The 23,155-nt window shown below is 41.2% G+C and carries 17 protein-coding genes and 1 pseudogene; 14 read left to right on the forward strand and 4 right to left on the reverse strand.

The annotated features are described in order from the left end of the window. Positions 1–158 precede the first annotated feature (158 nt). Both K9B36_RS07890 and K9B36_RS07895 read left to right on the forward strand, forming a co-directional pair. A complete protein-coding gene (locus K9B36_RS07890; protein ID WP_223701473.1) occupies positions 159–398 on the forward strand; it encodes a YueH family protein in 240 nt (79 codons plus the stop codon). Between the two features lie 28 nt (positions 399–426). Continuing rightward, positions 427–1,190: pseudogene (locus K9B36_RS07895) on the forward strand (SDR family oxidoreductase). A 154-nt stretch (positions 1,191–1,344) separates the two neighbouring features. On the opposite strand, the gene rodA reads toward K9B36_RS07895, so the two are convergent. Both rodA and ftsW read right to left on the reverse strand, forming a co-directional pair. After that, a complete protein-coding gene (gene rodA, locus K9B36_RS07900) occupies positions 1,345–2,511 on the reverse strand; it encodes a rod shape-determining protein RodA (RefSeq protein ID WP_223701474.1) in 1,167 nt (388 codons plus the stop codon). After that, positions 2,487–3,641 (reverse strand): putative lipid II flippase FtsW, encoded by a 1,155-nt coding sequence (ftsW, locus tag K9B36_RS07905; RefSeq protein WP_223701475.1) that lies wholly within the window; start codon positions 3,639–3,641, stop codon positions 2,487–2,489. Before ftsW ends, rodA begins: the two co-directional genes overlap by 25 nt. 697 nt (positions 3,642–4,338) lie before the next feature. Here ftsW and K9B36_RS07910 point away from each other — a divergent pair. The 3 genes from K9B36_RS07910 to K9B36_RS07920 all read left to right on the forward strand — a co-directional run bounded on the left by K9B36_RS07910 (position 4,339) and on the right by K9B36_RS07920 (position 8,438). Then, a complete protein-coding gene (locus K9B36_RS07910) occupies positions 4,339–5,751 on the forward strand; it encodes a glycoside hydrolase family 28 protein (RefSeq protein ID WP_223701476.1) in 1,413 nt (470 codons plus the stop codon). Positions 5,752–5,778: 27 nt separating this feature from the next. Continuing rightward, positions 5,779–6,528, forward strand: coding sequence for an NAD-dependent epimerase/dehydratase family protein (locus K9B36_RS07915; protein ID WP_223701477.1), 750 nt, complete (start codon positions 5,779–5,781; stop codon positions 6,526–6,528). A gap of 407 nt (positions 6,529–6,935) precedes the next feature. After that, entirely contained in the window at positions 6,936–8,438 is a 1,503-nt protein-coding gene (locus K9B36_RS07920) for an extracellular solute-binding protein (protein ID WP_223701478.1), read from the forward strand. A gap of 525 nt (positions 8,439–8,963) precedes the next feature. Here K9B36_RS07920 and K9B36_RS07925 read toward each other — a convergent pair. Beyond that, positions 8,964–9,869: a pectinesterase family protein gene (locus tag K9B36_RS07925; protein ID WP_223701479.1), complete on the reverse strand. Its 906-nt coding sequence runs from the start codon at positions 9,867–9,869 to the stop codon at positions 8,964–8,966. Between the two features lie 258 nt (positions 9,870–10,127). Between K9B36_RS07925 and K9B36_RS07930 the strand changes: the two genes are divergently transcribed. From K9B36_RS07930 to K9B36_RS07970, 9 genes are all read left to right on the forward strand, one after another. Next, the gene (locus K9B36_RS07930; protein WP_223701480.1) at positions 10,128–11,093 is read left to right on the forward strand and encodes an ABC transporter permease; all 966 of its coding nucleotides are present in this window, start codon (positions 10,128–10,130) and stop codon (positions 11,091–11,093) included. 22 nt (positions 11,094–11,115) lie between these two features. Then, positions 11,116–11,991: a carbohydrate ABC transporter permease gene (locus K9B36_RS07935; protein WP_223701481.1), complete on the forward strand. Its 876-nt coding sequence runs from the start codon at positions 11,116–11,118 to the stop codon at positions 11,989–11,991. A gap of 47 nt (positions 11,992–12,038) precedes the next feature. Further along, positions 12,039–13,142 (forward strand): prenyltransferase/squalene oxidase repeat-containing protein, encoded by a 1,104-nt coding sequence (locus K9B36_RS07940; RefSeq protein WP_223701482.1) that lies wholly within the window; start codon positions 12,039–12,041, stop codon positions 13,140–13,142. Positions 13,143–13,155: 13 nt separating this feature from the next. Continuing rightward, positions 13,156–14,361, forward strand: coding sequence for an MFS transporter (locus K9B36_RS07945; protein ID WP_223701483.1), 1,206 nt, complete (start codon positions 13,156–13,158; stop codon positions 14,359–14,361). 14 nt (positions 14,362–14,375) lie between these two features. Continuing rightward, positions 14,376–14,681, forward strand: a complete 306-nt coding sequence (locus tag K9B36_RS07950; protein ID WP_223701484.1) for a cupin domain-containing protein — start codon at positions 14,376–14,378, stop codon at positions 14,679–14,681. Positions 14,682–14,796: 115 nt separating this feature from the next. Further along, a complete protein-coding gene (locus tag K9B36_RS07955; protein ID WP_223701485.1) occupies positions 14,797–16,329 on the forward strand; it encodes a glycoside hydrolase family 28 protein in 1,533 nt (510 codons plus the stop codon). 13 nt (positions 16,330–16,342) lie between these two features. Then, positions 16,343–17,377, forward strand: a complete 1,035-nt coding sequence (locus K9B36_RS07960) for an alpha/beta hydrolase family protein (protein ID WP_223701486.1) — start codon at positions 16,343–16,345, stop codon at positions 17,375–17,377. 5 nt (positions 17,378–17,382) lie between these two features. Continuing rightward, positions 17,383–18,954 (forward strand): glycoside hydrolase family 43 protein, encoded by a 1,572-nt coding sequence (locus K9B36_RS07965; protein ID WP_223701487.1) that lies wholly within the window; start codon positions 17,383–17,385, stop codon positions 18,952–18,954. Next, positions 18,951–20,528, forward strand: coding sequence for a glycoside hydrolase family 43 protein (locus K9B36_RS07970; RefSeq protein WP_223701488.1), 1,578 nt, complete (start codon positions 18,951–18,953; stop codon positions 20,526–20,528). Before K9B36_RS07965 ends, K9B36_RS07970 begins: the two co-directional genes overlap by 4 nt. A 203-nt stretch (positions 20,529–20,731) precedes the next feature. On the opposite strand, the gene K9B36_RS07975 is transcribed toward K9B36_RS07970, so the two are convergent. Then, a complete protein-coding gene (locus K9B36_RS07975; protein ID WP_223701489.1) occupies positions 20,732–23,029 on the reverse strand; it encodes a helix-turn-helix domain-containing protein in 2,298 nt (765 codons plus the stop codon). Between the last annotated feature and the right edge of the window lie 126 nt (positions 23,030–23,155).

The raw sequence follows: 23,155 nt of genomic DNA on the forward strand, positions 1-23,155 counted from the left end.
ACGAAACCATATTTTGTATAAAATCGATATAGGTTAATCAAAGGCAGTTTTCGTATAAAGATGCGAATGCTAATTCCCTATTTTAAAAGAATGGGCAGATTGTTTACAGGTATAGTGCAACTTATGAAAAGAGTTTAATCAAAAAAGGAGTGAGAGCAATGAAGATAAGAAAAGCCCATTTAGTGAAAAATACATTTAATGTTTATATACATGAAAATAAAAAGGAAGAGCAAACATTGGTTGCGATTCCTTTCATCAAGTGGTCCACGATTATCCCGTATGAAGAAGATAATACAACCCTTACAACACGGCTGGAAGAGGAATTTAAAGAGCACTTAGAGAATGAAGAACCAGAGCATCTTGCTTTGAAATTGGTGCAATGGGTTCGCGAGATGTAATTGGACATAGGTTTTAAAGAAAGGAGGGATGCCCATGTCTAAAATAGCAATTGTAACTGGAGCTAGTCGTCTAGAGGGTATTGGGGCGGAGATTTGCAGAGAACTTGCAGATGCCGGATATCATATATTTTTCACCTATTGGATGCCGTATGATCGTGAAATGCCCTGGAATGTCGATCAGGAGGAGCCATTAAAATTGAAGAACGAACTGCTTAAGGAGTTAAAGTAGTAGGGATGGAATTGGATCTTTCACAGGCTGATCAAGCAGAAAAGCTGATCAGCCATGTAATATCTCAGCTTGGTAAACCTGAAGTTCTTATCAACAATGCAGCTTACTCAACGAATAATGATTTTTCAAATTTAACATCTGAAGAACTGGATAAGCATTATATGGTAAACATTCGGGCAACTACTCTACTAAGCATACACTTTGCCCGGGTTTTTAATAAAGGTAGCGGGGGAAGAATCGTAAATTTAACTTCGGGACAGTCACAAGGTCCGATGCCTGGTGAATTAGCCTATGCCACCACAAAGGGGGCAGTAGATGCGTTAACCCTTACGCTTTCGGCAGAACTAGCTCCATTAGGTATAACGGTTAATGCGATTAATCCGGGACCAACCGATACAGGATGGATGACCGAATCTATTAAACAGGAGCTGCAACCGATGTTCCCTTTTGGTAGAGTAGGAGAACCAAAGGATGCAGCCAAAACAATCCGATTTTTAGTAAGTAACCAAGCGGACTGGATTACGGGACAAATCATCCACTCTGAGGGTGGCTTTAGACGTTAAAGAATAGGAAGGTTCCAAAGGGATGAGCAAGTGTGCCTAGTTGTAACAACTTACACTGAAACCACCATGTATACCCAAATACAAAAAATCTATAAAACTTAAACAAATAAAAGCGAGTTTCATCCTTGATGAAACTCGCTCCTCTAACTATATTCTAATCAAACATAAATTGTTTTGTCCGATATTTTACATTCATGACAATTCCCAATGCAATCATATTGGTTAACAGCGCGCTACCGCCATAACTCATGAAAGGCAGGGCTAATCCAGTAATAGGCATTAAGCCAAGGGTCATGCCGATGTTCTGAAAGATTTGGAACGCAAATAATCCTACGACACCTGTTACTAAATAGGTACCAAAAGGGTTATCACAGCTAATGGCAATAATGATTAATCTGTAAATCAAGATAAAATAAATAGAAATTACAAGTGTTGCTCCAACAAAACCAAACTCTTCACCAATTAGAGCGAAAATAAAATCTGTTTGAACCTCAGGAATTCGACCACTTTGGGATTGGACTCCTTCGAATAATCCCCTTCCAGCTACCTGTCCGGAACCAATACCTTTTAAGGCTTCTGTTAATTGAAAACCAAAGGAAGAGGCATATTCTTCTCTGCTTAGCCACCCATATATTCGCTCGAGTTGGTGAGGGGCAATGAAATTAGTAAACAAATCAAAATGCTTATTGTGCAAATAGACTAGAGTTCCCAATGCCGAGATAATTAACCCGGCTAATAGGGTAAGCACTCTCCAGGAAGTTCCGCTAATGAAAATCATCGTTACCATAACTGCTGCGATAACAAGTGCGGTTCCAAGATCAGGCTGCATTAGTATTAATAAAAAAGGAGGCATAGAATAGCCGATGATTTTTATTACGACAATAGGCGGCGTTTTCGTATCTAACTCGTGCTTTTCCTTTGCCCATTTATAAATTACCCCAGCAAGTAGGATAAGCAAAAATATCTTCATAAACTCGGATGGCTGTAGCATAAAGCCTCCGAGGTTAATCCAACGTTGCGAACCGTTCCTGATGGTGCCGACAAAATGGACGGCAACCAAAAGAATGAGTCCTAGTGAATAAAAAGGAAGGGCGAGGTTCTCCAACAGCTCGTAATCAAAGAACATGATGGCAACCATGATTCCAATCCCTATGATGTACCAAATTATCTGCCGTTTTACAAAATAATAGGGGTCATTTGGAAAATACTGACCCGATGCACTATAAACTGCTACTAAACTAATAATAAATAGTAAAAACAGCAGAAATAACAATGTATAATCAATGCGACTATACTCTAACTTGTTATTTTCTGTCCCCATGATGTATGTGTCTCCTCTCGAGCTTCAATAGCTAATTTCGCATGTTTCGATAGGTGGACTAATATACCAGCTGCAAAAATTGTGATGAGTAAGGAGGAACCCCCGTAACTGATGAAAGGTAACGTAATACCAGTGATAGGTAGAATCCCGCTTACTGCTCCTGCATTTAAAAACACTTGACTGCTTATTTGAAAAGTAATCCCGAAAGCCAAAAGCTTTGCAAAAGGATCTTTAATTGCTACCCCGATTCGAACTCCGCGTACGAGAACAATTAAATAAAGAACAAATAACAGCAAAACTCCAAAAATCCCTAATTCTTCCGAGATAACAGCAAGAATAAAATCGGTATGTGCTTCAGGTAAATAACCCAGTTTCTGGATTCCTTGAGAGAGTCCTCTTCCTAATAATCCACCTTCGCCAATGGCGATATAGGAATTAATTAACTGGTAGCCATCTCCGGCCGGATCTGCAAATGGGTCAACGAAGGAGGTGATACGTCTTAAGCGATAATTTGCTGAAGTTGCCAAAATACCTATACCAACTACTGCCACTGCACCGAGAAGCAATATATGTTTTAATCTTGCTCCAGAACAAATTAAAATCGCACCACATGCTGCAACAATAGTAGAGGCTGTACCTAAGTCTGGCTGTAAAACAATTAATCCAAAAACTAATCCCAGCACTAGTAATGGTGGAGAGACTCCTTCACCAAACTGATGTATGTAAGGTTGCTTTCGGGCATAAACCCTCGCAAAATAAATAATCATCCCTAACTTAGCGATTTCGGAAGGCTGAATGGTCGCATTTCCTATAGCAAACCAGCTTCGAGCCCCATTTACTTCTTTTCCGATACCAGGAATCAGGACTAATATTAATGCGATTATAATAACACCAAGCATTAGGGGAGTTAACTTATCGTAAAGTTTATAAGGAGTGATGATAGCAGCAATAAAAACAGGAACTCCTAAATAAAGCCAGATCAACTGCCTATTAAAGAAATATCCAGGGTCATCATAATCTTCTATCCCTAATAGCATCCCTGCACTATAAATCATTACCAACCCATATAAACATAACAGTATTATAGCTGTTATTAGAACCCAATCCAACTTCTTGAAATGTGTAATCATTTTATTAGCTCCTTTAAAAACAAAAGGCTTTTTTCGCATACTTTATATTTTATAACGTATCTTGAAACTAACCTTAACACCAATTATTACCGTGCTCTTTCTGTGAACCCAAGAACTTTCAACTAGATAGAACAGTAAAAAAACAGTTTTCATATCTTTTTGCAAGTTTACAAGAACAATACCCTAGGAGCAAATAAAAAAAGCTAAACAAAAAGAATATCCCAAAATAATTATACAATATATGCCCATTACAAAGATATGAAAAGAATATTACAAAAAGAAAAGCGGAAACTGGCTTATGACTCGAGGAGCTAGCCGTTGAAGCTGGACAAAGAAAAGCAAAAACGGCTCGTTCAGCTCCGACAATGGAAACTATGAAGAAAGACGGAAAATTCTTCTCCCTGAAGAGCTGACCTACAGGGAAATGGAAATTACTGTTCATAACCGAAGGGAATAAATTCGAGAAGTTGCCGAAGAATTGTTTATTGCTCATAAGATTTTCAAGGCCCTTGTAAGCAATATCCTAACTAAACTAAAAGAACAGGACTGGAATACGCGTCCATTTATGCATTCATTGTTTAACTAATTGGTGTTTTTTTGTGTAGAAACGAATAATACTAAGGAAATGATTATTAAGATATGGATATACCTCTTATATAATAATTGATAAGCGTGCTTATTGTTAGGAGGCAAGTCCATGAGAAGTAAATGTGAAGAAAATAAAAAAGTGATAAAACCAATCTTCCGCAATGCTCATTATGACATCCGAAGTTATGGTGCATTAGGGAATGGGCAAAAGATGAATACGGAGGCTTTTGCCCAGGCGATGGAAGCCTGTGCTTCTGATGGAGGAGGAAGGATTACCGTACCATATGGTGTTTGGCTTACCGGACCTATCCGTTTCAAAAGCAACGTGAATCTTCATCTCGAAGATGGTGCCATTATATTATTCAGCCAAAATATAGAGGACTATCAACTGATACTCTCATCTTTTGAAGGGGTACAAGCTGTAAGATGTCAATCCCCACTTGATGGAGAGGGTCTTGAGAATATTGCGATTACCGGCTTTGGTATATTCGATGGGGCAGGGGAAGTATGGCGGCCCGTAAAAAGATTCAAAATGACTGATAACCAGTGGGGTAAATTAATTCACTCATCCGGAGTTTTGGACAAAGAACAGGAAATTTGGTGGCCCTCTGAAAATGCTTGGAACGGTTCCAAGTTGGTCCCGAAGCTACAAAAAAAAGGTTCTATGAATTTCAGTGATTATGAGAACGTTAGACACTTCTTACGACCAAACCTGCTCAGTTTCAGAAAAAGCAAAAACATTCTGATAGATGGACCTACTTTCCAGAATTCGCCTGCTTGGTGTTTGCATCCCTGGCAATGTGAGCATGTGACCATCCGTAATATAACGGTTAGGAACCCTTGGTTTTCACAAAACGGTGATGGCTTGGATCTTGAATCATGTAGCCTTGTTAAGGTGGAAAATTGTACATTTGATGTTGGTGACGATGCAATCTGCATTAAGTCAGGTAAAAATGAAGAAGGAAGACGGCTTGCGAAGCCTTGCAAAGATATTGATATTAGAAATTGTAAAGTCTACAGTGGGCACGGAGGTTTCGTCATTGGTAGCGAAATGAGCGGTGGCGTGAAAAACGTAAAGATTTCTGGGTGTACATTTTTCGGAACTGATACCGGTTTGCGCTTTAAAAGTACAAGAGGGCGCGGTGGTACGGTGGAGAACATCAGTATTGATAAAATTAACATGGTAGATATTAAAAAGGAAGCGATTGTTTTTCATATGTTCTATGAACTTTCAGATGAGGACATGAAAGGGGATAACGTTCCTTTTTCTGAAGAAACTCCTATATTTCGGGATATACACATTCAGAACATTATCTGTAACGGAGCAGAAACTGCAATTTTATTAAAGGGACTTCCTGAGAAGCCATTACAGAACCTAACATTTCGGAACATTTTCATTCAGGCAATACACGGTATATATTGCTCCAACGTCCATTATGCGGAATTCATAAATGTAGAAGTTGAAACGGAAAAAGGGGAACCTATTATAATGGAGGACTGCCAAGAGATTTCGCGAAGGTAACATCATACTTTTGGAGGGAATGTATAAATGAAGAAAATCGTACTTATTGGTGGAAATGGCACTATAGGATCTGTTTTGAAAAATGGACTGAGAAATGAATATGAAGTCATCGTGTGTGATAAGCAAGAACAAACGGATGAGTCAGGTTATCTTCAACTTGATGCAACAAATTACGAAGAGCTCTACGAGAATATCCCTTTGGATGCAGACGTGTTGATAAATCTGCTTGCCACTGAGACCGATGAACATGTTGAGGATATTGAGCAGTTTGACAAAATGACCGAAGTATTCTTCAAGGCCGGGTATTACCTTTTAGATGTTGCGACAAAAAGGAACATCCCGAGAGTGATTATTGCAAGTAGTAACCATGTAACAGACGGTTATGAAAAAGATGGAGAGTCCCTCCTAGGGAGAAAAATAAATGTGCAGGATTATCCCTATTCCAAAGGACTATACGGAATTCTTAAATTGGCCTCGGAAAATGTGGGGAGATTGTTTTCGGATGAGAAGGAGGTTTCTGTTATCAATTTAAGGATCGCTTCGGTCCCAAAGGATGAAGTGGAGGACATAGAGGAGAATGACAGGCTAGTTCATACGTTGCTCTCAAGGGAAGATGTCGTTAATTTATTTGAAGCGGCAATCGAAGCTGATGTGAAATTTGGAACCTATTATGGTGTATCGGATAATCCTGGTGCTCCATGGGACACAAGTAATGCGAAGAAGGAACTTGGATTCAAATCCGAACAGAATTCAAAGGATATTATGGAGAAGAGCTGACAGAACCTTGTCAGCTTTTTTTCTGGGTAAACCCTCCTTTCCAGGTATCGATTGTTGGCTTACTTGAAGAAACTCATATATGATACCGTAATCATTTTATAAGTTCACACTAGACAAACCTTATGATATCAATGGTTCTCTGATATGATATGAGCAATTGATTATATTCTAATTGAAAATTCTGAATTAAATTAATGTTAGACGGATCAGGATGACGCTGAAGTGTTTTCAGGCGTTCGTCTCAATAAAAGAAGAAAGGGGGCAACTGGAACATCTTAAAATGAAAGCGCATTCTTTCTGAGTGGATTGTCGGAAAAATTCTCTAAGAGATAACTAGTTGTATACAAACAGGACTTTTGTAATCTATCATTAAAGTAGTTAAGAAATTAACGTGGGGGTAATCAAATATGAATGTAAAGAAAAAACCGTTTGCTTTTCTTCTTCTTTCCTTAATGTTGGTGTTCGTAAGTGCGTGTAGTGATGAAAGCGCTTCAAATACAGAAATAGACAGTGACGAGGAATTCACTATCTCAATTATGGCGAATCTTCATACACCAGAAGTACCACAAGAGAAAGTAGAAGAGCTGCTGGAAGAGAAGACGAATACTAAATTAGAATTCCAATGGGTTCCTGACAATAACTATGAAGAAAGATTGAATACTGCTTTTGCGACAGGATCTCTTCCTCAAGCGGTGTTTATGAAAAATCAGACAACATTCAACCAGTTCAAGGATGCCATCCGTGATGATCAATTCTGGGAGCTCGGCCCTTATTTGGATGAGTACGAAAACTTAAGCAATTTAAAAGAGCAAGTTCTTGAAAATACAAAGGTAGATGACAAAATCTATTCCTTATACCAGGGAAGACCACTGTCTCGTCAAGGTATCATTTATCGTAAGGATTGGGCGGACAACCTAGGTTTGTCAGCACCGACTACGACGGAAGAGTTTTTTGAAATGGCAAAGCAGTTCACAGAGAACGATCCTAATCAGAGCGGTAAAAAGGATACTATTGGTCTGACTGACCGCAGCGATTTAGTTTATGGTGCATTCTATACAGTTGCTTCTTGGTTTGGAACTCCGAATGAGTGGGGCGAAGATGAAGATGGCAAATTGAAGCCTGCATTCATGTTTCCTGAGTATATGCAGACATTGGATTATTTCAAAGACATGCATGAAAATGGCTATATGAACCAGGATTTCCCTGTGACAAGTAAGAATGACCAGCAAGCTTTATTCATCAATGGTACTGCTGGAATATATGTAGGGTCAATGGGAGACGTACTGACTCTTCATAATGACCTTTCCAAAGTACACCCTGATGCAGAGGTAGACGTCCATAACTATGTGGAAGGCCCGCATGGAGAATATGGAATCTGGAGCCTGCCAGGATACGGAAACGTTGTAATGTTCCCTAAATCCTCTGTAAAAACGGAAGCCGAGTTAAAGAGAATTTTGGCATTCTTTGATGATTTGATGACTCCTGAAGTATCGAACTTGATCTTCTGGGGAATTGAAGGAGAGCATTATAACGTTGAGAATGGAATGGGTATACCTACAGATGATACTGCGAAGAACGACCGTGAAGTAAAGCCGTTCCAGGCTATTGAAATCGGTGAACCTGAAAACAATGGCCGTTATGAAGGGTTCCATACTTTTGAACCGAAAGCGAAATCCGAAGAGTTGTTCATTGATAATGAGAAGTATTTAATCAATGATCCTACTCTAACTCTTGATTCTGACGCTTTCCTTGCTAATGGAGAAAGATTGAGAACCATCATTCAGGATGCGACATATCAGTATATTCTTCGCCAAATTGATAAGGATGGATTTGAAAGCGCAGTACAAAAATGGTTGGACCAAGGTGGTCAAGAAATCATCGACGAGTTTAACGAATCAGCTGGTAATTAAAAAATGATAAGAGGAACTGCCACTTCATTTGTGGCAGTTCCTTTTGTTTTTTAAAGGCTCTCTTCTTAAAGCTTGTTGCTATAGCCCCGTAATAAATTGGAATTTGGATTTTATACTGTCCTATTCACACATTAGTAAGAATTATTTTAGGATTAACAGGAAAAGAGCACGACAGCAACAAGGTTTTGGAACAGGAGCATAGTAAGTACATGAAAAGCAAGGAAGCCGAAGAATGATGTACCAACAAGAGCGAAGTAAGTACATGAAAAGCAAGATAGATCAAAAATGATGTATTGGAGTTTGCGCATAAACACACCAATAGCCCAGCACTGCAAAGATTCTCCATGAAGCTTAATAGAGGTTTAATACAAACTAACACATTCCTCACCGATATACTCTTTTTATATCACATGCAACCCAAATATCTATAAACAACTAAACTAAAAAAAGGACCGGGCGGTTTTTGCCCGGTTTTTGTTAAAACAGTCTTACATACATCAGTGGTTATATACTTTGAGTTTAGCTCTATAAAAAGTACCAGTTCGCCAGATCAGGAAAAAGTTTTTCAACAGTCAAGGATTCAGCTTCGTCACGTGTCAGTTGCTTAGCCCATCGTACACGCCGTTCCACCAAAGCGCCTGGTCCATATGAGTCATACTCCCCGTACCTTGCTGTCTTTTCATTAGCTTCGTCTCTCCAATTATCCCAGCCATCCTTTTTAATATGCTCACCCATCCATGTACGTACGAAAAATGTGTGAGCATAGGGTCTCCAAGGTCTGCCCAGATATACACTTTCGATATCGGCAGCACCTGTCAAGCGGCAGTCTAGAAAAATATAACCGAAACTCTGATCTTCTGGGGTAGAGGCAGCAGTGATATATCCTTTTCTTAAGCTATGAATCTCACATTGGTCGAAAATGGTGGATGCAGCTCCAAAAATGAAGTCGACATGCCCTTCTATATAACACTGCTGAAAGAGTTGTCTTCCTCTAGAGGTATAAAGTGTATCTTGGTTCCCAAGCAAGCTTACATTTTTAAAAATAGATCTATCACCTGCAACATACAATGCCAACGCCTGTCCAACGTCTTCCCCATATCCTGCCGTATTATGAATAGTAAGGCTCTCCATCTGAATACAATCTGCCAAGGCAGTGACAACAGGAGTCCGGAAAGTTCCAAGGGATTTTCCCGTTGAATCTTTCATCCTAGCAGATTCATGAAAGGAAATGATAGTCCCCTCCCTGCTTTCTCCTACTAGTTTTACATTATGCTTATTATCCGGAATAATGAGCTTTTCCTGATAGTTTCCGTTTTTGATAAAGATGGTGACTGGTTCCAGTGGGTGAACCCTCACATGATCGATGGCATCTTGGATACAGGTGAAATCTGATGTACCATCTTTTGAAACAGTAAAAGATTGAAACAACATAACTTCCTCCCTTCAAAAATGAAATAGTAGTAACCTCTCTTCAGTATAAGTTAATTTTCAGTATTTTCGAATAATCAATTTATTAGGTATTGCATTTAACCCCTTATCCATCAAGGAGTTTCCTTCCAATGTACTGTATTGATTATAGACGTAATGAAAGCGCTTTTTTACACTTGGAGTAATCGAATGGGAGGAACTAGCTATTTTCACAATGGAGAAAGGATTAAGAGAAAAACACAGGGGAGAGGTAGAGAGGCCATGAAAACGGAAAACAACTTAGCACTAAATAATAATCCGATACCACCTAAGGTCGATCGACGTGCAGAATTGAAAAAACAGATTTGGAAGAACAGAATGTTTTATTTAATGATTTTGCCGGGGTTATTGTACTTTTTTATCTATAAATACGTTCCGATGTACGGTTTGATTATTTCATTCCAGGATTATAAGCCTTATTTAGGAATCTTGGGAAGTGAGTGGGTGGGATTCGAGCATTTCAACAGACTTTTTTCAGACCCGGATTTTTGGAAGATTTTCCGAAACACGCTCATTTTATTCGCGCTGAATCTATTCATCTTCTTTCCAATACCGATAATCATTGCATTGATGCTTAATGAAGTGAGAATAGAGTTTTTCAAAAGAGGAGTACAGACACTTATCTATATCCCTCATTTCATGTCCTGGGTAGTTATTGTTTCCATTAGCTTTGTCATGCTGACCCTTGATGGGGGATTAGTCAACGGAATCATTGAATGGCTTGGTTTTAATAAAATAAATTTCCTATTGAATCCTGATTGGTTCAGGCCGATGTACATTCTTCAAGTAATCTGGAGAGAAGCGGGTTGGGGAACCATCATCTTTCTCGCAGCCATTGCAGCCGTCAATCCACAGTTATATGAAGCGGCAAGGATCGATGGAGCAAGCCGGCTTCAGATGATGTGGCATATTACGCTTCCTGCGATAAAGGGAGTCATCGTCGTATTGCTGATCCTTAAAATCGGTGATGTCCTTGAACTTGGGTTTGAGCATGTATATCTGCTCCTTAACGCATCCAATCGTGAGGTAGGGGAAATATTTGATACGTATGTATATCGCGTCGGTCTCCAGCAAGGGGAATTCAGCTACAGTACGGCAGTAGGGTTTTTCAAGGGTATAGTTGGCCTTATTCTGGTAATCGGAGCTAACTGGTTAGCGAAAAAGTCTGGAGAAGAAGGCGTTTATTAAAAGGCCAAAGGAGGCAAAAAAAATGGTGGATGATAAAACATTAGGAGGTCGTCTCTTTAACTATACGAACCTCTTTCTATTAGGACTCATTGCTTTAATAACAGTATTGCCATTTCTTCATGTTATTGCAGCATCCTTTGCTACCAATGCGGAGCTGGCGGAGAAGAAATTCCTCTTGTTTCCTACCGTGTTCAGTTTGGATGCTTACAGGTATATATTTTCGACCGATACCATCTTTAAAGCGATGGCTGTATCCATCGGTGTGACCGTATTAGGTACAGCATGGAGTATGTTTTTTTCCATCCTGACGGCATACGGTCTTTCCAAAAAGGACCTCGTAGGAAGAAGGTTTCTATTATTCTTCGTCGTATTTACGATGCTTTTCAACGGTGGAATGATTCCTACGTTTCTTATTGTCAAATATACCGGGTTGTTAGATACATTGGCTGCTTTGGTCATTCCGGTAACATTGAATGCGTTCAATCTGATCATCTTAAAGAGCTTTTTTCAGAATATGCCTGATTCATTGGAGGAAGCGGCCAGGATAGATGGTTGCAGTGATTTCGGCACGTTATTCCGTATCGTCATTCCATGTTCCATGCCTGCGATTGCAACGATTTCGTTGTTCTATGCTGTTACCTATTGGAACACGTACATGCATGCCATCCTTTATCTCAATGATGCCTCAAAATGGCCGGTACAGGTGCTATTGAGGCAAATTGTAGTATTGGCAACGGGTATCAACTATGACGGTTCAGAAATGATGAATGTTGCCCCACCGGAAATCACGGTGAAGATGGCGGTAATAGTAGTAGCGACGGTACCGGTTCTACTGGTATATCCGTTCCTTCAGAAGCATTTCACGAAGGGGGCATTGCTTGGGTCGGTAAAGGAGTAAAAGGATTAATTGTAAAGGAGTACCAAACTAACTAAGGAGGTGGATCAATGAATAGTACAAGGTTATTGGAGGGATTGGAGAAGATCGATGTCTTGTTTGATGGGTTTATTCCCTGGTTGGCAGGACAATACGATTCCACTACAGGTGGATTCTATTATGCACGCAGTTCCATGAACGACAGACATTTTGGTCCTGACATCGAATCGACTTCCCAGGCGTTGAATATTTTAATTCGGAACAATTTGCTTCAGCATATGCCTACAAATATGAAGCAGAGGATGATTTCCTTTTATCAACAAAAGCAGCATCCACAAACAGGCTATTTCTTTGATGACAATCCAGCAATGAAAAACGATGAGGTGATGGTGCACCGGGCATTAAGCTATACCACCGGCTCCCTGTTGAAGCTTGGGAGTGCTCCACTCCACCCGCTTCCCCTGGTATCCAATGCAGCACCGGAATATGTAAAGTCTCCTGAGAGTTATTTGGAGAAGTGGAGGAGCATTGATTTACGCAACAGCTGGCGTGGCTGTGACTTGCTAGCTACTTCTTGTGTGTACATCGAAGAGATGAAGGAGGAGGAAAGGCAACCTTTCCTTGATGAAGCAGTGAAGTATTTGGAGAGTATTCAAGATCCTTTTACAGGTTTATGGGGAGAAGGAAGTCTATATGTGAAAATTTCCGGAACCTTCAAGCTGCATACCTTTTATAGCAGATTTAATATCCCGATGCCAAATACAGATAAAATCTATCAAAGCATCTTAGCCTGCCTGCGGAGGGAAGAAGCTCACGATATGTGCTATATTCGCAACCCTATTAATCTGCTTTCCTATATCAAACCAGAAATACCACAAGAGGAACAAGAGGAAATCATCCGTATTACAGCAGCAAACATGAAAAAGCTTAAACGTCCTGATGGAGGATTTTCCAGAGAGTCTGAAAACTCCCCTACCGCCCCTAATGTTGCACAGGTTAAAGGGGAATATTACCCTGACATGCCTGAACCTGTCCATTTGAGCCAAGGGCTATATGAAGGGGATATGAACGCAAGTACACAAGCTGTACTGATAAGGATGCAGTGCTATGAACTGGCAGGTGAGACCTGTCTTCCGGTTTATGGATCAAGTAACTTTTATAAACTCTTAAGGTGAGAGAAGTGTTCAAATGAACATAGATAGATTTAAAGTTCCAAAGGAAAAAAGGTTTTCAGAACAGGCTGTCATCACACTTATGAATCAAAGCATCTTTCAGTTCGGAAACTCATTGTCCATGATTTTTATCAATTTATATTTATGGAGATTGACAAACAGTTTACTGATTAACGGATTATTCAACCTGATTGCCATCCTCTCGCAAGGAATCATGACCATTTTCTTAGGGAAGATGGCGAAGCAGCGGGACAGGTTAACCATGTATAGATATGGTATTTTTCTGACGGCGTTTTTCTATCTATGCATTGTGCTTACTCAGGAATTGATGGTCGAGTATTTTTATCTATTTGCCCTATTAAAGGGAGTGTCACAGGCGGCCTATTGGGTAGGCTACTTCACTCTTGTTTATGATGTATCAAACAACGATAACAGGCACCGTTACCTGGGATGGAACCAGATAACAATGAGTGGAGCCAATCTATTGGGGCCGGCATTGGCAGGGTTCATCATCACCTTATACACAGAATTGACCGGCTACATCATGGTCTTTTCACTGGCGTTCATGATGTTTCTATTTGCAGCCCTTGGAAGTTTAAGAATGAAAAAGGAAACGACCCATCACAAAACTTATTACATGAAATTCCTGCCGCTATTGTTGGCGAAGAAGCCCGGGTTCGCATTTGTGCTCGCCGGCTGGTTTATCATTGGTTTTCCGCAAGGGGTCCTAATGTATATACCGCATATTCTTCTTTATGACATTTTTCCCGATGAAAGCTTTGTCGGCTATATGAATGTGGTGTTTTTAAGTCTATCCATCCTTGCAAGCTATGTGATCTCACGCTTCGCCAGGCTGGATGCGACCAGGACCTATCTGTTTGTTGCAGCATTCGGAATGACATTCTCTACCGTCTTCCTTCTATGGGATATTTCCATCTGGACGGTCGTGCTGTTCATGTCGATCGGCTCTCTCTTCAAGCCGTTGCAGGCGAATACATACGCAGCCCATTACTATAAGTGGCTTGATTTGATTCCGCTGAAGGAGAATTTCCGGGTCGAATCGGTAGTGTTAAGAGAATCCATTATTAATGTAGGGCGTGGACTTGGTATTATTATTTTCATGATTTTTTCCACTGAAATCAATACAACAACCATTCCGTGGATCATTGTATCCCTTTTGGCGGTACAGTTGTTGATTCCATGGATGGCAAAAGAAAAATAAAAGGAGTGAGACGCATGGTTGGAATTTGGGAAGAAGTAGATCTAGGTGTTAAAAGAAAGATTCATCCACCAGGAAAGAGCTTGATGATGATGGAGGTTCAATTCGAAACAGGGGCCATCGGGGCGGAGCATAGTCACCCCCAAGAGCAGTTTACCTATTGTCTGAAAGGTAAACTGGAATTTAACCTTGGGGGAGAGACTGTTCTTATTCAGGAAGGGGAATCCCTGTTCATTCCAGGAGATGTCATTCACGGAGTCAAGGCGTTGGAACCTAGTATTCTATTGGATACGTTCACTCCCTTACGTAATGACCTTTTATAGTGTTTTGAATGATTGTGAAATAGAGGCATGTTTTTCTCCTGAAAGATAGGCGAAACTGCCTCTTTTGTTTAGGTGTTTATGAAAAATATTTTTCAGTCGAAAAGGGGGACTAAATATGTTTGTGTATGACATTACCAGTTATGGTGCAAAAGGTGATAACCGTACTGATAACACAAATGCAATAGCAGCAGCAATCAGGGACTGCGCGGAGCAAGGTGGAGGAACGGTGTTCTTCCCGGCAGGAAAGTTTGTGACAGGCCCGATTGTCCTGAAGAGCAATATTACCTTATTTCTTGATGCAGGTTCAAAGGTGATTTTCAAAGATGATTTTGATGCTTACCCTGCAGTGAAAACCAGGTGGTCAGGCTATGAATGCTATGGTTTTTCACCGCTCATCTTTGGTGACGGGCTGAAAAATGTGAGTATCAAGGGGAATGGAGTGTTTGATGGACAAGGGAAAGCGTGGTGGGAAATCAATAAGCGATTGAAAAAAGGGGAAAAGTATTCGACCTCTGTGGCGGAGAATATCCGACGTCATAATAGCGCATTACTCGATCCCCTTTCTACCAATCTTGTAGAATGGGATTCCCAATTCCTGCGACCCCCTCTCCTGCAATTCAAGGACTGTGAACATATAACGATAGAAGGGGTGACTCTTCAGAACTCGCCTTTTTGGAATACTCATCTCGTTTACTGTCAGGATGTCCAAGTGAGGGGTGTGACTTTCAAAAATCCTTCCGATACACCTAATGGAGACGGATTTGATATCGACTCGTGCTCCAATGTAAGAGTTTCTGACTGCCATTTTGATGTGGGGGATGATTGTCTTTGCTTGAAGTCCGGCATTAACGAAGATGGCAGAAGGGTAGGAAGACCGACAGAAAATGTGACAGTTACCAATTGCACCATGCTTCATGGACACGGAGGGGTGGTGATGGGAAGTGAGAATTCAGGCGGGATCCGAAATGTGACCATATCCAACTGTGTCTTCATCGGCACAGACAGAGGCATTCGCATTAAAACAAACCGCGCAAGAGGAGCTTACATTGAAAATGTTCTCGTGAACAATATTTACATGGAAAACGTATTCTGTCCTTTTTCCATTAATTCCTTCTATCGGTACGGAGTCGACGAGAATGATCTATCCATGAATCTGTTGGAAGCGATTCCTGTCACTGAAAAAACCCCAAGAGTAAAACATATAAAATTAAGCAATGTTACAGCTAAAAACTGTCGTGCAGCGGCAGGGTTTGTGTATGGACTTCCGGAAATGCCTGTCCAGGATATCTCTTTATTCAATGTGCACATAGAAATGACAAATGATCCGGATGAAGAGGGGGGCGAACCTGATATGGTAAAAGAGGTCATTACCATGGCGGGGGAAGGTCTTTACGGGAAATTCATTGATGGGTTGGAATTACACCAAGTACGAATTGAGACAAGGCAAGGTCCTGCAATACATCTCGAAGAGGCGTCAGATGTAGAGATACAAAACCTGCGCATGAAGAAAGTGCATGGCAAAACTCCAGTTGTCATATTGAAAAATGCAAAGGATATCTATATCACTGGCAGACAATCTGCAGAGTTGGGTGCTCTCTATGTCGAACATGAAAATAGTGTGAGCAATTTGCTGCATACTCACCGATAGGAGGGACTATTCTATGTGGAAGCCGGATACCTTTCTTGAAAAAATGTATATAGAAAAGACACAAAATCATGCCATCCACTATGGTCCGGAATGGCAAAAGGAACTGCTGGGGAATTTTCAAAACGCACTGGGAAGATATCCTGATTTTGCAAAAGAAATGAACCCTGTGATCCTTGAGGTTTGCGAAAAGGAAGATTACACAAGAGTAAGATTGCAGCTGCAGACCTACCCTGAACTTACCATGCCTATTTATTTTCTAATTCCGAAAACACATGGAAAACAGGTAAAAAAGCTTCCAGTTGTTATGGCGTTACATGGGCACGGCTATGGAAGCAAAGAAGTTGTGGGACTGAAACCTGACGGAAGCGAGATAAGTGGAGAGAAGGGGATACATAAGGATTTCGGTGTGGAGTTAGTGAAAAAAGGCGTGATGGTGGTGGCACCGGAGCTCATCGGTTTTGGGGACAGGAGAATGAGCAGGGATCAGCATTCCGGAAATGTTACAGATAACTCCTGTTTTGCTCTTGCAAGCAGTTTGTTGTTGCAAGGCAGAACGTTGGCAGGACTTAGAATAAATGAGTGTAGAAGACTGTTGGATTACCTGCTTACAAGAGATGACACGGATATGGAGCGGATAGGTTGTATGGGACTTTCTGGAGGGGGGCTTGTTGCAGCATACACCGCAGTCTTGGATAAACGTATTAAGGCTGCAGTCATCAGCGGGTATGTAAATACTTTTAAAGGAAGCATCCTTGACCGAAATCATTGTCTGGATAACTATATCCCATCCATTCTGGAGTATGCAGAGATGCCTGAATTAATAGGGCTTATAGCACCTCGCCCCCTTTTTATCGAATCAGGGTTAGGAGACAAGGTTTTTCCGAGCAATCATGCTATGGAAGCTTACTCCAAGCTCAGGGAAATCTATTCAGTCTTTGGAGCAGAGTCGGCAGTAGATACCCATTTCTTTGATGGTGCACATGAAATCAATGGGGAAAGGTCCTATGATTGGCTAATCAATCATTTAAAGCTAGGAAGGGATGTGTAAGCTAAATGAAAAATCAAACAATCGAAACAATATGGAGGGAGAATGTGTGGTCTCCGGATTTAGGGAAAGGTTTTTATAAAAACCCCATCATTCATGCAGATTACTCTGATCCTGATGTCATCAGGGTGGGAGAAGACTTCTTTATGGTCGCTTCCAGCTTCAATATGTCTCCCTGTCTGCCAGTCTTACATTCCAAAGATCTTGTAAACTGGAAAATTATCAATCATGTAAGTAGTACCTTTCCATTTCCCCGGTATGACAAGCCGCAGCACGGGGAAGGGGTGTGGGCGCCAAGTATCAGGTATAATGCCGGATTCTATTGGGTGTTTTTCGGTGCACCGGACGAAGGGATATTCATGAGTAAAACGGATGACCCATTCGGGGAATGGTCTCCCTTCCATCCTGTAAAAGAAGTTAAAGGATGGATAGATCCATGTCCTTTTTGGGATGAAGATGGTAGAGCATATTTGGTAAACGCTTTTGCCAAAAGCAGAATCGGTTTTAAGAGTGTCCTTCAGATTACCAGAATGAAGGAGGACGGAACGGAACTAATAGGGGAAGGGAAAATTATATTTGATGGTAACATACATCATCCTACCATTGAAGGACCTAAGATGTATAAGCGTAAAGGATATTACTATATTTTTGCTCCGGCAGGCGGAGTGGCTACAGGTTGGCAGACGGTTCTTCGCTCCAAAAATATTCTTGGTCCATATGAGGATAAGGTCGTTTTGGCCCAAGGTTCAACCGCAATAAATGGTCCGCATCAAGGGGCCTGGGTGGAACTTGAGAACAGAGAATCCTGGTTCATCCACTTTCAGGACAAAGGAGCATACGGGAGAATTACTCATCTTCAGCCTATGAGTTGGAAAAATGAGTGGCCATGGATGGGCATCAATCAGGATGAAAATGGTGTAGGGGAACCTGTTCTACAATGGAGAAAGCCTAATATAGCTGAAAGTCATCCCCCGGCGGTACCTCAAACAAACGATGAATTCAATGAGGGGAACTTGGGATTGCAATGGCAATGGAAAGCGAACATGAAAGAGGAATGGTACTCCATTGAAGAAAGAAGGGGGTGGCTGCGTCTATACGCAGTCAACCAAGCTTCTAAAGAGCCTGGGGAACTTCCGAATATCATCACGCAAAAGCTGCCGGCTGAAGCTTTTACTGTCACAGTGAAATTTGACTTTACGAGTGATGCCCAAGAAGAGTCATTTGGATTTATTCTGTGTGGAGATATTTATGAAGGGCTTATTTTGCAAAAGAAAGGGGAAGGTTATACCGTATCCTACTCAGTTGACGGAAAGACAAAAGAAAGTGTCAACGTGAAAGCTTGTAAAGGATATTTCCGAATGGAAGTCAGGGAAGGAGCAGTATGCCGTTTTGCCTTTGCCATGGACGAAAAGGAATTCAACTGGATCGGAAGGGAAGCGAAAGCTCTTCCCGGGAGATGGGTAGGAGCGCAAATTGGATTGTACTGTAAGAGTGAAAAGGAAGGTAACAGCCATGTTGACATTGACTGGATCCGATTTTCTGCAAGTTTTCCAACGCAGAAAAAGGGGGATCTATCATGACCTTGTTATACCAGAATCCGATATTACCAGGCTTTTATCCAGACCCCTCGATTTGCAGAGTGGGGGATGATTATTATTTGATCACCTCCACATTTGAATACTTTCCGGGCATTCCGATTTTCCATAGTAAGGATCTGGTGAACTGGCAGCAGATCGGGCACGTATTGGACAGGGCGTCACAATTGAATCTTGACGGAACTCCGGGGTCGAAAGGAATCTATGCCCCTACCATCCGTTACCATAACGGCACCTATTATGTGATTACGACATTTGTTGTGAGTAAAACAGGGGCTAGGAGGAATTTTTTCGTTACAGCCTCCAATCCTGCAGGGCCCTGGTCAGAGCCTTACTGGCTGGAAAATGCACAAGGAATTGACCCTTCCCTGTTTTTTGATGAAGATGGAAGAGCTTATTATACCGGCAATCGCGTTCCTCCTTCCGGCCAGATGTATCCAAAGCATATGGAAATATGGATGCAGGAGTTAGATCTGGAAAAAAAGCAGTTGGTCGGCCCTACCTATAGCCTGTGGGAAGGTGCCCTGAAAAATGCCCACGCCCAGGAAGCACCCCATCTGTATAAAATTAAGGGGTTCTATTATCTAATAATTGCGGAAGGCGGTACAGGCTTCACCCATTCTGTCACAATAGCCAGAAGCAAAAGCCTTACCGGCCCTTACGAAGGTTGCAAGATGAACCCGGTTCTTACTCATCGTCATTTAGGGAGAAATCATGACATAACAAGTATCGGCCATGCAGATATTGTGGAAACACAGCATGGGGAATGGTGGATGGTTTGTCTCGGTTCCAGACCGTATGGGGGAGAGTATCGAAACTTGGGGAGGGAAACCTTCCTTGTTCCTTTTGTTTGGGAGGAGGGCTGGCCAGTCGTAAACCCGGGAAAAGGAGTTGTGGAGCCGAGGATGCCTTTTCCGAATCTGCGGGTTAATGAAATTCCTACAGTTCTTACCCGTGACCATTTCAATGCTGAAGTTCTTGATATGCAATGGAATACCATACGTACGCCACGTAAGGATTTCTGGTCGCTTACGGAGCGTGAAAGTCACCTGAGACTAAAGCTGAAACCGGAACGAATAATGGATGAGGTGAATCCCTCCTTCGTTGGAAGAAGGCAGCAGCATAAGAACTTTTCCGCCTGTCTGGCAATGGAATTCACTCCCCGATCTGTAAGGGAGGTAGGGGGACTTGTACTGCTGCAGAACAATGATTTTCAGTTCAGGATGGAGATGACTCTTTCCCGGGATGGTAATTCAATAGTGCGTCTTGTTGAAAGAAATGGAGGTTTGGAATGTACTCTGGTGGAAATGCCGATCCGGGAAGCCAAACTCTATTTCAAGGTTGAGGCTAAAGGACAGGACTATAGCTTTTTCTACGGTGAAAATGAGGATGAGTGGAAGGCATTATATCTTAATACGGACGGCAGGATCTTAAGCAGTGATGTAGCTGGTGGATTTGTCGGAGCATATATCGGAATGTATGCCAGCAGCAATGGAATTGTAAGCGATAATTATGCAGACTTTGATTGGTTTGAGTATAAAGAGCTGAATGAAAGTTAATTCCTTTAACTCCCGTAGATTTCCGTTCCAGGTGTTCGCATTCCGCGGGGCGGTGCTTGAGCCTCCTCGGCTTTGCCTGCGGGGTCTCAAGTCTACCGCTATCTCCCGCTGGAGTCTCACACCTTGCACTGCAATCTCCAGGTGGAATTACGCTACAATAAAAGCAATGTCCATTCTTTATAGGTGAACATTGCTCTTATCTTTTACTGCGCTCTCTTTAAGTCACGATATTTTCCAGGAGTGATGCCTTCCACTTTTTTGAATGAACGGATGAAATTTTGGGAATTGGTATATTTCAGCCTCTCGGAAATTTCCCTAACTGATATGTTCGTCTCCTCCAACCATTGCTTGGCTGTTGTCAGACGGTAGAGGGAAAGGTATTCACTGAAGGACATATTTGTCTCCTTCCTGAAAATGCTGCTTAAATAGTTCGGGTTATAGTGAAGTCTTGTGGCAATTGACTCCAACGTGATATCCGAATCAAATTCCTGTTGAACAATATGGATGATTTTATCCGATAGGTTTTTATATTGAGAATTTGTCCGTTCTTCCACATTATCTATTAATGGATAAATGATCATGTCCTTAAACCAGTTTTCAATTTCCTGTAACGTTTTCAATTCATATAACTGATCGAACATGGACATCTTGTACTCCTTTTTTAGCACGTCGATCCCCAGTGTTTGCATCAGCTCCAAAAGATTGTTCAAGAAACGGACGATGGAAATATGGTATTGGGTATGATTAAGATTTTTCTCAAGGATGACCCGCAATAGCTTGTTTAATTCCTCGTCCACTTTCTCCTTGTCACAAACTTTTATTGCATCAAATACTTCGTTCTCGACCTGTTTAGGGAAGTAGGTATGAAAAGCGGTGCTCCGCTCCAAGTTTTCGAAGAAGATGATCGCCTCATTCTCGAATTTGATCCGGTACTTCAGCGCTTCCACACCTTCTTTATAGGCGATATTGGTCTCTATGATTTTTTTATAAGGCAAACTTATTCCTATGCTGATTGGAATATTCAACTCTTCTTTCACTTTTGATTGGATGGTTTGCGCCAGTTCATTCAAATAATGCGTATATTCTTCGTCTGTTTCATGTTTACTTATCACCACAGTCACCTGGGTTTGATTCATGATAATCGGAGTCAATCTGCTCTGCTCTGGTATCAGGTCCTCGATCATGGTATTAATAGCAAAAAGCAGGAGGTCCTCCTCTTTTACATTAAACATGGATTCTTCAAGAGAATCAATTTGGACCGTGAACACACAGAGGCGGGTCCAATCCTGTTCATATCCATAAGAAATCATTTTAGAATGAACTTCGTGCTCACTTACTTTCCCTTGCAAAAGCTTGACCATGAAAAACTGTTTCAACTGTGTCACTTGTCCCTGCAGTTTGCTTTCAAGCTGGTCATTCTTGTCCAACATTAAATGAATTCGTTGCTCTATCAGGTCAAACTCATTTTTATGGGCCATTCCTGTTTTGGTCTCTACATTGGAAGAGACCATCTCTTGAAGACGGTGAACCGGTCTGTATATTCTGCGGGAACCGATCAGGGAAAAGACTAGGGAAAGAAACAGGAATGTGGAACAAATGATCAAAGTGAACCAGCCGATGGAAATGGATTGCTGATTCAGATTGCTGACACTGATCAAGGAAACATAGGTCCAATTATTATAATCAGACTTTCTGTAGGTGATTTTGTAAACGGTTCCATTAATGTCAACATTGAACTGCCCCGCTTTATCATCGGCATCTCTCAGTTGATTCAAGTATTCGAATTCGGAAAAGTCATCCGAAATCTGACTGAAATTGCTGTGCCCAACCACCTGAAACTTATCATCTAATATAATGGTAGTTTCCGTTTCCGGCTGTTGGGCCATAATTTCATTGAAGGTACATGCAGGAATCTTGGCAATTGCCATCCCCGTTTTATTGGAACTTGTAAAGGGGAGGTGCTTCACGAGATTAATATGGTAGGAACAAGAACTGCTTCTGCTATTTGTAAAAACGGTTTTATCTTTTTCCTCTAACACCCAGGAAGCGCCTTCGGGATCTGTAATATAAGTTTGATAGATTTCATCGTTCTCTTCTTTCGTAAGACGTTGCAACCCCTGGTTGTTGATGGCCCACTTTTCCTGAAGGCTGACAAGTAGGATATCTTCCACTCCGGTCTCTTTCGTCTGCAGACTGCTCAACTCCTGTTTTGCTTGGTTATAGAGTTGAAATTGATAGGGGGTTAAGGGCTCCCTTAAAATCTGATTGAGATGAGTCGTGGAAACAAAGTAGGTTAACGAGTGATCAACCGTCTTTAATACCTGCTCTATGTTTGTCTGAATCTGAAAAATACTTTGCTGCTTTTCCTCTGCCAAATTATCCTGAATCACTTCTGAGGATTTCAAATAGGAAAATAACCCGACAATAATTACTGGTATCGTCGCCAATAAAAGGGTAAAAGTTATTATTTTGTAGTAATAGTTTTTTGGCGCGTTTGACATAACAACCCTCCGTCAATAATCTGAAAATTTAATATTTGTAAACTATTATAAGCTATTTTCCCTATAAATCTACATAATCATTTTCTAACATCGGGTTCATTATGTCATATCATTTCATGGAAACTG

The organism is Sutcliffiella deserti, assembly GCF_020037475.1.
Classification (GTDB): Bacteria; Bacillota; Bacilli; order Bacillales; family Bacillaceae_I; genus Sutcliffiella_A; species Sutcliffiella_A deserti.